Source organism: Streptomyces sp. NPDC087422 (genome assembly GCF_044744145.1).
In the GTDB taxonomy this organism is placed as follows: Bacteria; Actinomycetota; Actinomycetes; order Streptomycetales; family Streptomycetaceae; genus Actinacidiphila.
The window spans coordinates 172,575-187,186 of sequence record NZ_JBIUXT010000013.1 but is presented as its reverse complement, the minus strand read 5'-3'; the positions used below and the strand labels follow the sequence as shown (position 1 = coordinate 187,186).

Annotated in this window: 7 protein-coding genes; 4 read left to right on the top strand and 3 right to left on the bottom strand. The window is 71.8% G+C overall.

The annotated features are described in order from the left end of the window. Positions 1-68: 68 nt before the first annotated feature. Entirely contained in the window at positions 69-2,879 is a 2,811-nt protein-coding gene (gene secA, locus ACIO6U_RS31410) for a preprotein translocase subunit SecA (RefSeq protein WP_355342916.1), read from the top strand. A 104-nt stretch (positions 2,880-2,983) separates the two neighbouring features. Here the strand turns inward: secA and ACIO6U_RS31405 are convergent, their stop codons facing one another. Then, complete coding sequence (locus ACIO6U_RS31405; protein WP_391117404.1) at positions 2,984-3,373, bottom strand: Rv3235 family protein; 390 nt, start codon at positions 3,371-3,373, stop codon at positions 2,984-2,986. Between the two features lie 403 nt (positions 3,374-3,776). On the opposite strand from ACIO6U_RS31405, the gene ACIO6U_RS31400 reads away from it, so the two are divergent. The 3 genes from ACIO6U_RS31400 (at position 3,777) to ACIO6U_RS31390 (ending at position 10,512) form a co-directional block, all read left to right on the top strand. Beyond that, positions 3,777-4,283, top strand: a complete 507-nt coding sequence (locus ACIO6U_RS31400; protein ID WP_355342922.1) for a DUF6912 family protein — start codon at positions 3,777-3,779, stop codon at positions 4,281-4,283. Between the two features lie 191 nt (positions 4,284-4,474). Further along, entirely contained in the window at positions 4,475-5,152 is a 678-nt protein-coding gene (locus ACIO6U_RS31395) for an HAD family hydrolase (RefSeq protein ID WP_355342925.1), read from the top strand. 386 nt (positions 5,153-5,538) lie between these two features. Beyond that, on the top strand, positions 5,539-10,512 hold the full coding sequence (locus tag ACIO6U_RS31390) for an NAD-glutamate dehydrogenase (RefSeq protein WP_355342928.1): 4,974 nt from the start codon (positions 5,539-5,541) through the stop codon (positions 10,510-10,512). Positions 10,513-10,628: 116 nt separating this feature from the next. On the opposite strand, the gene ACIO6U_RS31385 is transcribed toward ACIO6U_RS31390, so the two are convergent. Together ACIO6U_RS31385 and ACIO6U_RS31380 are read right to left on the bottom strand one after the other, a co-directional pair. Then, positions 10,629-12,614, bottom strand: coding sequence for a protein kinase (locus ACIO6U_RS31385; RefSeq protein WP_401724222.1), 1,986 nt, complete (start codon positions 12,612-12,614; stop codon positions 10,629-10,631). Positions 12,615-12,926: 312 nt separating this feature from the next. Further along, positions 12,927-14,537 (bottom strand): hypothetical protein, encoded by a 1,611-nt coding sequence (locus ACIO6U_RS31380; RefSeq protein WP_401724219.1) that lies wholly within the window; start codon positions 14,535-14,537, stop codon positions 12,927-12,929. Positions 14,538-14,612 lie beyond the last annotated feature (75 nt).

Here is a 14,612-nt window from a genome sequence, read left to right as displayed (position 1 = left end):
AGATCAAACCCCGCTGTGCCGGGTGCGGGCCAACCGCGCCAGGCCCGACCGGCAAGGAGCCAGCCTACGTGTCCGTCTTCAACAAGCTCATGCGTGCAGGCGAAGGCAAGATCCTGCGCAAACTGCACCGCATCGCGGACCAGGTCAATTCCATCGAAGAGGACTTCGTCAACCTCACCGATGCCGAGCTGCGGGCCCTCACCGACGAGTACAAGGAGCGGTACGCCGAGGGCGAGTCCCTCGACGACCTGCTGCCCGAGGCGTTCGCCACCGTCCGTGAGGCCGCCAAGCGCGTGCTCGGACAGCGTCACTACGACGTCCAGCTCATGGGCGGTGCCGCCCTGCACCTCGGGTATGTCGCCGAGATGCGCACCGGCGAGGGCAAGACCCTGGTCGGCACCCTGCCCGCGTATCTGAACGGGATCTCCGGCAAGGGCGTCCACCTCATCACGGTCAACGACTACCTCGCCGAGCGCGACTCGGAGTGGATGGGCCGCGTCCACAAATTCCTCGGCCTCGAGGTCGGCTGCATCCTGGCGAACATGTCGCCCGCCGAGCGCCGCGCCATGTACGCCTGCGACATCACCTACGGCACCAACAACGAATTCGGCTTCGACTACCTGCGCGACAACATGGCGTGGTCGAAGGACGAGCTGGTGCAGCGCGGCCACAACTTCGCGATCGTCGACGAGGTCGACTCGATCCTGGTGGACGAGGCCCGTACGCCGCTGATCATCTCCGGCCCGGCCGACCAGGCCACCAAGTGGTACAGCGACTTCGCCCGTCTGGTGAAGCGGCTCAACCGCGGCGAGGCGAGCAGCCTCGGCAAGGAGGAGACCGGCGACTACGACGTGGACGAGAAGAAGCGCACCGTCGCCATCCACGAGAGCGGCGTCACCAAGGTCGAGGACTGGCTGGGCATCGACAACCTCTACGAGTCGGTGAACACCCCGCTGGTCGGCTACCTGAACAACGCGATCAAGGCCAAGGAGCTGTACAAGAACGACAAGGACTACGTCGTCATGGACGGCGAAGTCATGATCGTCGACGAGCACACCGGCCGTATCCTCGCGGGCCGCCGCTACAACGAGGGCATGCACCAGGCGATCGAGGCGAAGGAAGGGGTGGACATCAAGGACGAGAACCAGACGCTCGCCACGATCACCCTCCAGAACTTCTTCCGCCTGTACGACAAGCTCTGCGGCATGACCGGTACGGCGATGACCGAGGCCGCCGAGTTCCACCAGATCTACAAGCTCGGCGTCGTCCCGATCCCGACCAACCGCGCGCTGGCCCGGATGGACAAGCCCGACCTGATCTACCGCACGGAAGAGGCGAAGTTCGCCGCCGTCGTCGAGGACATCGTCGAGAAGCACGAGAAGGGCCAGCCGGTCCTGGTCGGCACCGTCTCCGTCGAGAAGTCCGAGTACCTGTCGGCGCAGCTCTCCAAGCGCGGCGTGCCGCACGAGGTGCTCAACGCCAAGCAGCACGACCGTGAGGCGTCGATCGTCGCGCAGGCGGGCCGCAAGGGCGCCGTGACCGTGGCCACCAACATGGCCGGCCGCGGCACCGACATCAAGCTCGGCGGCAACCCCGATGACCTCGCCGAGGCGGAGCTGCGGCAGCGCGGCCTCGACCCGGTCGAGCACGTCGAGGAGTGGGCGGCGGCGCTGCCCGACGCCCTGGAGCGTGCCGAGCAGGCCGTCAAGGCCGAGCACGAGGAGGTCGTCGACCTCGGCGGGCTCTACGTGCTGGGCACCGAGCGGCACGAGTCGCGCCGGATCGACAACCAGCTCCGCGGCCGGTCCGGCCGTCAGGGCGACCCCGGCGAGTCCCGCTTCTACCTCTCGCTCGGCGACGACCTCATGCGGCTGTTCAAGGCGCAGATGGTCGAGCGCGTCATGGCGATGGCCAATGTGCCGGACGACGTGCCGATCGAGAACAAGATGGTCACCCGCGCCATCGCGTCGGCCCAGTCGCAGGTCGAGCAGCAGAACTTCGAGATCCGCAAGAACGTCCTGAAGTACGACGAGGTGCTCAACCGGCAGCGCGAGGTCATCTACGGCGAGCGCCGCCGCGTCCTGGAGGGCGAGGACCTGCACGAGCAGGTGCAGCACTTCATGGACGACACCATCGACGCGTACATCGACGCGGAGACCAAGGAAGGCTTCGCCGAGGACTGGGACCTGGACCGGCTGTGGGGCGCCTTCAAGCAGCTCTACCCGGTGAAGGTCACCATCGAGGAGCTGGAGGACGCGGCGGGCGACCGGGCCGGGATCACCGCCGAGTTCATCGCGGAGTCCGTCAAGGACGACATCCACGAGCAGTACGCGGAGCGCGAGAAGAGCCTGTCCGAGGACATCATGCGCGAGCTGGAGCGCCGCGTGGTGCTGTCGGTGCTCGACCGCAAGTGGCGTGAGCACCTGTACGAGATGGACTACCTCCAGGAGGGCATCGGGCTGCGCGCGATGGCGCAGCGCGACCCGCTGGTGGAGTACCAGCGCGAGGGCTTCGACATGTTCGGCGCCATGATGGACGGCATCAAGGAGGAGTCCGTCGGCTACCTGTTCAACCTGGAGGTCCAGGTCGAGCAGCAGGTCGAGGAGGTCCCGGTGGACGCCGCCGTCAGCGACGCCCCGCAGGACGCGGCGCCTTCGCTGACCAAGGACGCCAGGCCGGAGATCCGCGCCAAGGGCCTCGACGCCCCCAAGCGCGCCGACCGGCTGCACTTCTCCGCGCCGTCCGTGGACGGCGAGGGCGGTGTGGTCGAGGGCGACTTCGCGGGTGTCGACGCCGCCGACGGCGGTTCCGCCGAGGAGGGTCAGACGCGCGCCGAGCGCCGCAAGGCCGCCAAGGGCGGGCGCCGCCGCAAGAAGTAACGCCTACGGGCGGGCTCGACCGGACACGGCCGCGGGGCCGGACCCCTTTCTCACGGGTCCGGCCCCGCGGCCGTGCCGCGTCCAAGGCGCTCACCCGCGGGAGGTCAGCCCGCCTGGACCGCCGTGCACCGCCAGCGGGCCTGCCCGTAGCCCGCCGAGGGCGGCGCGGCGGGCCCCGAGGGTTCGAGCCGGAAGGCCAGGGCGCGGAAGACGTCCTGGTCCAGGGCGACGACGGCCGCCACCTCCAGGGCGCCGTCCGCGGTGCGGAAGCAGCGGCACCGGTACACGTAGGGGGTACGGCCGCGGGCCCGCAGCCGCCAGTCGGCGCGGGCGCCGTGCAGCTCCCACAGCCGTTGGTACGCCTCGTCCCTGACGCGTCCGGCCAGCGACGTCACGGGGCTGCGCCCGGTCAGCACGTCGAGCAGGCGCCCGGCGAACCACAGGTGCGGCGCGGGCGGGCGCGGCGCCGTCCCCGGCCGCGCCACGACCGCCACGGACCTCGCCGGGACCGGAACCGAGCCGGTGCCCCCGCTCGCCGCGCCTCCCGCCGGCCTCGCCGCGGCGCCTGGACGCCCGCCTGGCCGCCCGCCGGGCCGTCGGCTGTCTCTGCGTCCGGGCGGACCGGCGCCGCCCGCCGTACGCCGCTCCACGCCCGCGGCGCGCGGCGGAGGTGGAGCGGGCAGGGGAGGTGCCGGGGTTCCGGGTACGGGCACGGTTACGGGCGGCTGCGGCGGCGTCGTCTGCACGGGTGCTTCCCCTGTGGTCGCTACTGGCGGGTAGGGCGGTGACAGGGCGGTTCTAGGGCCCTCGGGGAGGGGCTGGCAAGCGGGGTGCCGTCCGACGGAGGGCGCGGAGGAATTCACCTATTCGCGTGGTGGCGCACGTATGCTTCACGCCATGCGCGTCTATATTCCAACGACCCTGGCCGGTCTCGCCGAGGCGTACAAGGCGGGCGAGCTGGGGCCCGTACCGCTGGACGCCTACGCGGTGACGCCGAGCCTGCGCGAGTGGTACGTCTCGGACGACATCGAGGAGCTGGAGTACGCGGCCCTCAACCGCGCCGCCCAGGCGTCGCTGCGGCTGCTGGCCGTGCACCCGGACACCCCGCGCCGCCGGGTGGTCGTCGCCGTGGACGTGGACGACGCCGCCGTGACGTACGACCCGGACCACGGCCTGGACCCCGGCTCGCTCGGCGAGGTCCGCCTGGCGCGCGCCGTGCCGCTGTCCAGGACGGCCGCGGTGCACGTGGACGCCGACGACGCGCGGACCGATGTGACGGCCGCCGCGGCGGCCGTGGGCGCGGCCGACATGGGCGACGACGACGCGCAGTTCACCGTGGACGGCGCCGAGGACCACGACCTGCTCTGGTACGCGACGCAGGAGATCCCCAACCTCATCTCCTGACCCCGGCGCGCGAGGACCCGAGCGTCCGACCGGCTGAGCGCCCGACCGCGTGAGCGCCCCGGCATCCGACCGCCCGGGCACCTGATCGGCTGAATCCGTTCGGCCCCCGCCCGGTCGTACGGCGGCCCCGCGTGGCCGGGACCCCACCCTCGGGCACCGGGCTGTCACACCCCGCGAGTACGGTTCGTGGAGTGAGCACGCATTCCGTAGGCACGCATCTGGTGTGGGACTGGAACGGCACCCTTTTCCACGACATCGACGCGGTGATCGAGGCGACGAACGCCTCGTTCGCCGAGCTGGGCCTGGCCCCGATCACCCTGGAGCGGTACCAGGAGCTGTACTGCGTGCCCGTGCCCCGGTTCTACGAGCGGCTGATGGGACGGCTGCCGACCGACGCCGAGTGGGAGGTGATGGACGCCGCCTTCCACCGCCACTACTGGGCGCTGGCCGGCCGCTGCGGCCTCGCCGAGGGCGCGGCCGAGCTGCTGGCCGCGCGCCGGGCCGCCGGGCTCACGCAGTCGCTGTGCTCGCTCGCCCCGCAGGACAATCTGCTGCCCGTGGTGACCTCGCACGGCATCATGGAGCACTTCGTCCGGGTGGACGGCCGTACCGGCCCCTCCAATCAGGGCAAGGCCGCGCAGATGGCCCGCCACCTCGCCGCGCTCGCCGACGTCGCCGCCGACCCCGGCCGGATCGTGGTGATCGGTGACGCTCTCGACGACGCGGTGGCCGCCGCCCACGTCGGCGCGCACGCCGTGCTGTACACCGGCGGCTCGCACAGCCGCGCCAGCCTGGAGAGCGCCGGGGTGCCGGTGGTCGACAGCCTCGCCGCCGCCGTCGTGGAAGCCGAGCGAATAGCCGCGGGCTAGAGCCTGTCCGCCGGACAGGCCCTGCCGCCGGGCTCCCGAATCGACGCTCGGGCCCGGTCCGTGCCCCGCTCCAACGCCGGAATCATCACCTCCGCATCGACTGTTCGCCGTCTCGTCCCGGTCCTGTTCCCGCCCGGTTCCTGTCCAGAGGGGCCAAAGGTGTGCAGTGCATTTGTACGAAGACGTCTCCTGACAGGCACCCGTGAGCGAGCGATAGCCTTGCGGCGTGATCAACGTTGATCAGTTCATCAGGGGCCACCGCGTGCGTACGGGCACGGCGGACCCCTCTTCCGGCATAGCGTCGTCCCGTAGCGGATACCCCGCGTCACGTGACGTCCTGCCATCACCCGACGTCACGCAATGGCGCGCGACAGGAGTCAGAGGACATGCAGACCAAGCTGGACGAAGCCAAGGCCGAACTGCTGGAACGAGCAGCCAAGGTCGCTGAGAACAGCCAGACGGGGGGACTACCCGGCCAGGGCCGCGACACAGAGGCGCTGACGGCGTTCCTCCGGGGTTACTACCTGCACAGCGCACCCGAGGACCTCAACGACCGCAATCCGGTCGACGTCTTCGGCGCGGCAGTCTCCCACTACCGGCTCGCGGAGGTACGCCCGCAGGGCAGTGCCAGCGTCCGGGTGCACACCCCCACCGTCGAGGAGAACGGCTGGCAGTCCAGCCACACCGTCGTCCAGGTCGTGACCGACGACATGCCCTTCCTCGTCGACTCGGTCACCAACGCGCTCACCCAGGCCGACCGCGGCATCCACGTCGTCTTCCACCCGCAGTTCCTGGTCCGCCGCGACGTGACCGGCAAGCTGCTGGAGATCGTCGCCCCGGGGTGCGGACCCGAGGACGGCTCGCTCCCGCACGACGTGCTGGTCGAGTCCTGGATCCACGTCGAGATCGACCGCGAGACCGACCGCGCCGACCTCAAGGAGATCACCGCGGACCTGCGCCGCGTGCTCTCCGACGTCCGCGAGTCCGTCGAGGACTGGGCGAAGATGCGCGAGTCCACCAAGCGCATCGCCGACGAGCTGTCCGCGACCCCGCCGCCGCTGCCCGAGCGCGAGGTCAGCGAGGCCGTCGAGCTGCTGCGCTGGCTCAACGACGACCACTTCACCTTCCTCGGCTACCGCGAGTACGAGCTGACCACCGACACCGAGCCCGACGGCTCCACCGAGGACGTGCTGGTCGCCGTCCCCGGCACCGGTCTCGGCATCCTGCGCTCCGACCCGGTGCACCCCGGCACCGACGGCACCGACCCGGGCCACCACACCCACCTCGGGCACCCCGGCTCCCCGTCGTTCAGCAGGCTGCCCGCCGACGCCCGCGCCAAGGCCCGCGAACACCGGCTGCTGATCCTCACCAAGGCCAACAGCCGCTCCACCGTGCACCGTCCCTCGTATCTGGACTACGTCGGCGTGAAGAAGTTCGACGCCGAGGGCAATGTGATCGGCGAGCGCCGCTTCCTCGGCCTGTTCTCCTCCACCGCCTACACCGAGTCGATCCGCCGGGTCCCGGTGGTCCGCCGCAAGGTCGAGGAAGTCCTCGAAGGCGCCGGATTCACCGCCCACAGCCACGACGGCCGCGACCTGCTCCAGATCCTGGAGACGTACCCGCGCGACGAGCTGTTCCAGACCCCCGCCGACGAGCTGCGGTCCATCGCCACCAGCGTGCTGTACCTCCAGGAGCGCCGGAAGCTGCGGCTGTTCCTGCGGCAGGACGAGTACGGCCGCTACTACTCGGCGCTGGTCTACCTGCCGCGCGACCGCTACACCACGGCGGTACGGCTGCGCCTGACCAACATCCTCCAGGACGAACTGGGCGGCCGAAGCGCCGACTTCACCGCCTGGAACACCGAATCGGTGCTGTCCCGGCTGCACTTCGTCATCCGCGTCGAACCCGGCGCGCCGCTGCCCGACATCACCGACGCCGACGTCGAGCGGATCGAGAGCCGGCTCTCCGACGCCACCCGCTCCTGGGCCGACGGCTTCGGCGAGGCGCTGACCGCCGAGTGCGGCGAGGAGCGCGCGGCCGAGCTGACCCGGCGGTACGCGCACGCGTTCCCCGACGGCTACCGCGCCGACTTCGCACCGCGCGTCGCCGTCGCCGACCTCCAGCACATCGAGGGCCTGGGCGCCGACGACTTCACCCTCAGCCTGTACGAGCCGGTCGGCGGCGCCAGCGACGAGCGCCGCTTCAAGATCTACCGCACCGGCGCGCCCGTCTCGCTGTCCGCCGTCCTGCCGGTGCTCCAGCGGCTCGGCGTCGAGGTCGTCGACGAGCGGCCGTACGAACTGCGCCGCTCGGACCAGACCCGCGCCTGGGTCTACGACTTCGGGCTGCGCCTGGACCCCAGCCTCGGCGACCTCGGCGACGACGCCCGCGAGCGGTTCCAGGCGGCCTTCGCCGCGACCTGGACCGACAAGGCGGAGAACGACGGCTTCAACTCCCTGGTGCTGCGCGCCGGTCTGGAGTGGCGCGAGGCGATGGTGCTGCGCGCGTACGCCAAGTACCTGCGGCAGGCCGGGTCCACCTTCAGCCAGGACTACATGGAGGACACCCTCCGTACCAACGTCCACACCACCCGGCTGCTGGTCAACCTCTTCCAGGCCCGCTTCTCGCCGGACCACCAGCGGGCCGGCAGCGAGCTGACCGACGGGCTGCTGGAGGAGCTGGACGGCGCGCTCGACCAGGTCGCCAGCCTCGACGAGGACCGCATCCTGCGGGCCTTCCTCACCCTGATCAAGGCGACGCTGCGCACCAACTACTTCCAGCGCCGCGACGACGGGCAGCCGCACGACTACCTGTCGATGAAGTTCGACCCGCAGGCCATCCCCGAACTGCCCGCGCCCCGCCCGGCGTTCGAGATCTGGGTGTACTCCCCGCGGGTCGAGGGCGTCCACCTGCGGTTCGGCAAGGTCGCCCGCGGCGGTCTGCGCTGGTCCGACCGGCGCGAGGACTTCCGTACCGAGGTGCTGGGCCTGGTCAAGGCGCAGATGGTGAAGAACACCGTCATCGTGCCGGTCGGCGCGAAGGGCGGCTTCGTCGGCAAGCGGCTGCCCGACCCGGCAGCCGACCGCGACGCCTGGCTGGCCGAGGGCATCGCCTCGTACAAGACGTTCATCTCCGGCCTGCTCGACATCACCGACAATCTCGTCGGCGGCGAGGTCGTGCCGCCGACGGACGTGGTCAGGCACGACGAGGACGACACGTATCTGGTCGTCGCCGCGGACAAGGGCACCGCGTCGTTCTCCGACATCGCCAACGAGGTCGCGGTGTCGTACGGCTTCTGGCTCGGCGACGCCTTCGCCTCCGGCGGCTCGGTCGGCTACGACCACAAGAAGATGGCCATCACCTCCAGCGGCGCCTGGGAGTCGGTGAAGCGGCACTTCCGCGAGATGGGCGTCAACACCCAGGAAGAGGACTTCACCGTCGTCGGCATCGGCGACATGTCCGGTGACGTGTTCGGCAACGGCATGCTGCTGTCGGAGCACATCCGGCTGGTCGCGGCCTTCGACCACCGGCACATCTTCCTCGACCCGAAGCCGGACGCGGCCACCTCCTACGCCGAGCGGCGCCGCATCTTCGAGCTGCCGCGCAGCAGTTGGGCCGACTACGACACCAAGCTGCTGTCGTCGGGCGGCGGGATCTTCCCCCGTACCGCCAAGGCGATCCCGCTCAACGCGCAGATCCGCAAGGCGCTCGGCATCGAGACCGCCACCGCGAAGATCACCCCGGCCGAGCTGATGAAGGCGATCCTCCAGGCCCCGGTGGACCTGCTGTGGAACGGCGGCATCGGCACCTACGTCAAGGCGTCCACCGAGTCGCAGGCCGACGTCGGCGACAAGGCCAACGACGCGATCCGGATCGACGGCGCGGAACTGCGGGTCAAGGTCGTCGGCGAGGGCGGCAATCTGGGCTTCACCCAGCTCGGCCGGATCGAATTCGCCCTGAACGGCGGCCCGGAGGGGACCGGCGGCCACATCAACACCGACGCGATCGACAACAGCGCGGGTGTGGACGCATCGGACCACGAGGTCAACATCAAGATCCTGCTCAACAGCGTCGTCGCCGAAGGGGACATGACCGTCAAGCAGCGCAATTCGCTGCTCGCGGAGATGACCCACGAGGTCGGCGACCTGGTGCTGCGCAACAACTACGCGCAGAACGTCTCGCTCGCCAACAGCATGGAGCAGGCCCCGAGTCTGCTCCACGCCCACCAGCGGTTCATCCGCCGCCTGGTGCGCGACGGCCACCTGGACCGGGCGCTGGAGTTCCTGCCGACCGACCGGCAGATCCGCGAGCGGCTGGCGGCCGGACAGGGCCTGACGCAGCCGGAGTTGGCGGTGATCCTCGCCTACGCCAAGATCACCACGGCCGAGGAACTGGTCCACACCGAACTGCCCGACGACCCGTACCTGCGCTCCCTGCTGCACGCGTACTTCCCCGTGCCGCTGCGGGAGCGCTTCGAGCGGCAGATCGACAACCACGCGCTGCACCGCGAGATCATCACGACTGTCCTGGTCAACGACACGGTGAACTCCGGCGGCACGACCTTCCTGCACCGCTTCCGCGAGGAGATCGGCGCCACCACGGAGGAGATCGTGCGGGCCCACACGGCCGCCCGCGCGATCTTCGGTCTCGCCGAGATCTGGGACGCGGTGGAGGCGCTGGACAACATCGTCGCCGCCGACGTGCAGACCCGGATCAGGCTGCACTCGCGGCGGCTGGTCGAGCGCGCCACCCGCTGGCTGCTCAACAACCGGCTCCAGCCGCTCCAGATCGCCGAGACCATCGACTTCTTCGCCGAGGGCGTCGCCGCGGTCTGGTCCCACCAGCCCAAGCTGCTGCGCGGCGCGGACGCGGACTGGTACCGGTCGCTGCGCGACGAGCTGACCGCGGCGGGGGTGCCGGACGAACTGGCCACCCGGGTCGCCGGATTCTCCGCGGCCTTCCCGGCGCTCGACATCGTCGACGTCGCGGACCGCACCGGCAAGGAGCCGCTGGACGTCGCCGAGGTCTACTTCGACCTCGCCGACCGGCTGGGGATCACGCAGCTCCTGGACCGGATCATCCTGCTGCCGCGCGCCGACCGCTGGCAGTCCATGGCCCGCGCCGCCATCCGCGAGGACCTCTTCGCGGCCCACGCGGCACTCACCGCCGACGTGCTGACGGCGGGCCCCGAGGGGTCCACGCCCGAGCAGCGCTACACGGCGTGGGAGGAGCAGAACGCGGGGCTGATCGGCCGCGCCCGCACCACCCTTGAGGAGATCCAGGGCGCCGAGGAGTTCGACCTGGCGAGTCTGTCGGTGGCGATGCGGACCTTCCGTACGCTGCTGCGCACGCACCGCTGAGCCGTACGCACCGCTGGGCCGTACGGTCGCGGCGGTGCGTGCGCGGCGGTCCGGCTGAACGCGGGCCCGGTGGGCGGCACTTGTGCGCAAGTGCCCGCCTGCCGGGCCCGACCGCGCTACGGCGTGGGCGCGTCCGGCATCTTCCATACCGTCAGCAGCGTGGAGTACGTCGGCATCGGGTCGGTCATCATGTTGCCGGACGGCGTGACGTCGGTGACCTTCAGCATGGCCAGATTGCCCTCCGAGGTCACCGTGCACAGCACCGTGCCCTTGGCGATGTACGTGTCCTTGGCGAGGTCGCCCCGGTAGATCTCGCCGGACAGCGCGTCGGCGCCGACCCCGTTCCTGCACGCCTGGTAGTCGGTGCCGTCGGCCCGGCCGAAGGTGGTGAGGAACCGCATGCTGCCGTCGGCCCAGTCCTGGTACTCGATCTCGTAGCCGTCGGTGTCGCCGATCTGGCCGTTCGGCTCGACCCTCGCGCTGTCCAGGTCCACATGCGTGCCGTGGTTCCAGGCGGGCGAGCGGATGGTGAACTTGCGGTCCTGGAAGATGACTTGCGGCTGCCCGCCGCCGGGTGTGCCCGGGTCGGCAGAGGAGCCGCCGGGGGAGCCGGTCGGGGCGGTGCTCGCGGGCCCGGTGGTCGGAGCGGCAGCGGGGGACTGGGAGGTGGAGGTGCCGGGGCCGCCGCCGAGCGGCGACGTGCCCTGCGGGCCCTTGTCGTCGCCCTTGCCGTCGGAGTGGGTGAAGGCGTAGGTGAGCGTCACCGCGAGGATCACGGCCAGGACGCTGCCGCCGATGGCCATCACCTTCTGCGTCCGGCCGCTGGGGACCCGGCTCTGCCCGTCGTGCCCGTTCCCGTTCCCGTCGTGCCCCTCGTTCCCGTTTCCGGGACCGCGCCCGTGGCCGTTTCCGGGACCGCGCCCTTGCCCGTCTCCGGGACCGCTCTCGGGACCGCTCGCCCGACCGCTTCCGTCCCCGCGGCCGGTGGCTCCGTGGGCGCCGGTCGCGGGGCCGTCCACATTCGTCGGCCCGAACATGCCCGAGGTGTACGGGCCTGACGCGTACGGACCCGGCGTGTACGGGCCCGGCGTGTACGGGCCGGAGGGCGCGGCACCCGTCCCGGCGGGCGGTGCGGCCCGCACCGCCCCCTGCGGCATCGCGGGCGGTACGACGGGCGGTACGGCGGGCGCAGGTATGTGCGGCGGCGCGGCGGGCGCGGCAGGCGGTGCCGGGGCCGGCGGCAGGGCCGCGGCGGCCTCCCGCCGGGCTATCTCGGCCGCGAGCGGCTGCGGCAGCCAGCCGCTGAAGTCCCGCAGCGGGCGGCCCGCGCCGCGCTCGCACAGCTCGGCCAGCTCCGCGGGGGTGGGCCGGGCCGCCGGGTCCGCGGTCAGGCAGCGCTCCAGGACGGTCCGCAGCTCGTCGGGGTAACCGGACAGGTCGGGCGGCCGGACGGCGGTGTTGGCTATCTGCGTGGCGAGCGTGATCGCGCCCGCCGTGCCGTACGGGTGCCGTCCGGTGGCGGCGACCGCGGCGATCAGGCCGAGCGAGAACAGGTCGGTGGCCGGGGTGAGTTCGTGCCCGTTGGCGTGCTCGGGCGACATGTACTGCGGGGTGCCGATCAGGCCGCCGCTGCGGGTGAGCTGCGTGGAGTCCGCCGCGCGCGCGATGCCGAAGTCGATCACCCAGGGGCCGCCCGCGCCGAGCAGCACATTGCTGGGTTTGAGGTCGCGGTGGATGACGCCCGCCGCGTGCACCGCGCGCAGCGCCTCCGCCGCGCAGCCCACCAGTTGCAGCGCGGTGGCCACCGGCAGCGCCCCGTACCGGGCGAGCGCGTCGTCCAGCGGCAGCCCCGGAATGTAACTGGTCGCCAGCCAGGGCCGGTTGCCGGTGGTGTCGTGGTCGACGACCGGCACCACGTGGTAGCCCTGCACCCGGCGCGCGGACTGCACCTCCTGCTGGAAGCGCCGCCTGAACTCCTCGTCCTGCGCGTATTCGCGCCGGATCACCTTCAGCGCGACCGGCTGTCCGCCGCGGGTGTGCGAGAGGTAGACCGACCCCATCCCGCCCTCGCCGATCCGGGCCAGCAGCCGGTAACCGGCCACCTCGCGCGGGTCCTGCGGCTCCAGCGCCTGTAACGGACTCCCGCCCGGACCCTGATCAGAACCCGGTCCCGCGCCCGGCACCGGACCCGCACCCGCTCCCGGCGCCGGGCCACCGCTCGAACTGCTGTCGTGACTGGAGATTTCGGGCACCCCCCGGTAGGCGAACGGGGCACGATGCTACCGGGGGTGTGTACGAGGCGCGGACGTCGTATCGAACCCGCTGACGCCTTGGTGCCGTTCGGTGACATCACCCGCCGAGGACGGCCCAGGGCCGGAGGCCGGAACAGCATCGGGCCGCGCCCCGTATCCGCCTCACGACTCGCCCGGCACCGGCGCCAGCCGCACCAGCCGGTCACTCGTCCTGGTCCCCGTCGCCACCAAGGTCCCGCCAGGCGGCACCTTCTGATATTTCGTCAGCAGCAACCAGCCGACCCCGTACCGCCGTTGGACCGCGGCGCGCTGCGCCGCCGTCGACTTCGGGTCCAGATACGTGCGCACGGCGGCGAATCTGCGGTCGCGTTCGGCGGCCGGGGTGGACGGGTCGGGCCAGGTGGGGGCGACCAGGAAGAAGCCGTAGGCGGGCAGGACGTGCGTGGCGTAGTACCCGTCGGTGAGGACCACCGCGTCGGCGGGCATGCGGTCCGCGGCCCAGCCGTACCCCGGCCAGCGCACCGGGTGGTCGACGGTCACCGGCAGGAAGCGCTGCGGCACGACGGCGCCGATCTGCGCGGCCACGCCGAAGCAGAGCGCGACGGCGGCCACGGGCGCGAGCACCGCGCGCAGCCGGGTCCACGGCGGGATCGAGGCCAGTTCCACGGCGAGCGCGAACTGCGGCGGCACGAGCAGCAGCGCGAAGACCCGCCCGTAGGTGTAGTGCCCGCTCACCCACCCGTAGGCGACGATCAGGCAGAAGGCGGCGAACATCAGGACCAGCGGGTCGCGGACGCCGCGCCGGGCGCGCAGCAGCAGCGGCGGGAGGCCGACGAGCGCCAGCCCGTACCACTGCCAGGGGTGGATGTAGAGCCGCTTGTGCACCGCGTCGACCGTGGTGTCACCGGCCAGCGAGAACACGTCGTAGTACGGCCACGCCACGGCCACCAGCAGCGCGAGCGCGCCCGCCAGCAGCCAGCGGGCCGTCACCCGCCGCGACCAGCCGCGCTGCCGGGCCGTCAGCACCGCCACGATCCCGACGGCCGCGGCCAGCGCGGTGATCGGGTGGATGAGCAGCAGCAGCCCGCAGGCCACCCCGAGCAGGGCGTAACCGGCCCAGCCGGTGGTACGCCGGCGCGCCAGCCGGTCGGTGAGCGCCCACAGGTGGAAGGTGACGCCGACCGCGAAGGCGCTCGGGTACGAGGCGCCGCGGGTCAGCGACCACACCCCGCAAAATCCGCTCCACTCTTTGCCCTGCACGCCCCACAGCAGGGTGAAGGCCAGCAGCGCGTAGACCGGCGCCATCGGCCGTCTGCTCAGCGTCCGCGCGTACACGCCGACGCCGGTGACCAGCACCGCCAGATTCACCGGGCCGCACCAGCGCACGACCTCCCGCCCGGCGGCGCCGGTGGCCCGCGCGATCAGGCCGAGCGCCACGATGTACGGCGAGAAGTACGGGCTGCCGGTGCCCGGCAGGTCGAGCAGCGGATTGGCCGGGTGCCGCCAGTCGGCCTTGACCCGCTCCACCGCCGAGGCGTGCTGCCCGAAGTCCGAGGCGATCGGCGTACGCCAGGCCGCCGCGGCGACCACCAGCCAGAAGAGCGTCCCGACGACGGCGTACGGCGTCACCCGCCAGGCCCGCGCCCGCTCCAGCAGCCGGGCGGGCAGACCGGCCCGCCCGGCCGCGACCGCGGCGCCGTCGGCCGTACCGGCCCCCGGCTCGTCGCCCGCGCCGTCGCCCGCGGTGACCTCTCCGGTCGTCAGTGACGGCAAGGCGCGGCCTTGAGGAGGGTGCGGTCGTGCGGCCGCGGCGGGTGTGCGGCGGGGGCCAATTCGCTCGATGTCATG

Bases quoted from the DNA above. Each gene is read 5' to 3' on its own strand.
- ACIO6U_RS31400 (WP_355342922.1), top strand. From the start codon at position 3,777: ATGCGCGTCTATATTCCAACGACCCTGGCCGGTCTCGCCGAGGCGTAC.
- ACIO6U_RS31390 (WP_355342928.1), top strand. From the start codon at position 5,539: ATGCAGACCAAGCTGGACGAAGCCAAGGCCGAACTGCTGGAACGAGCA.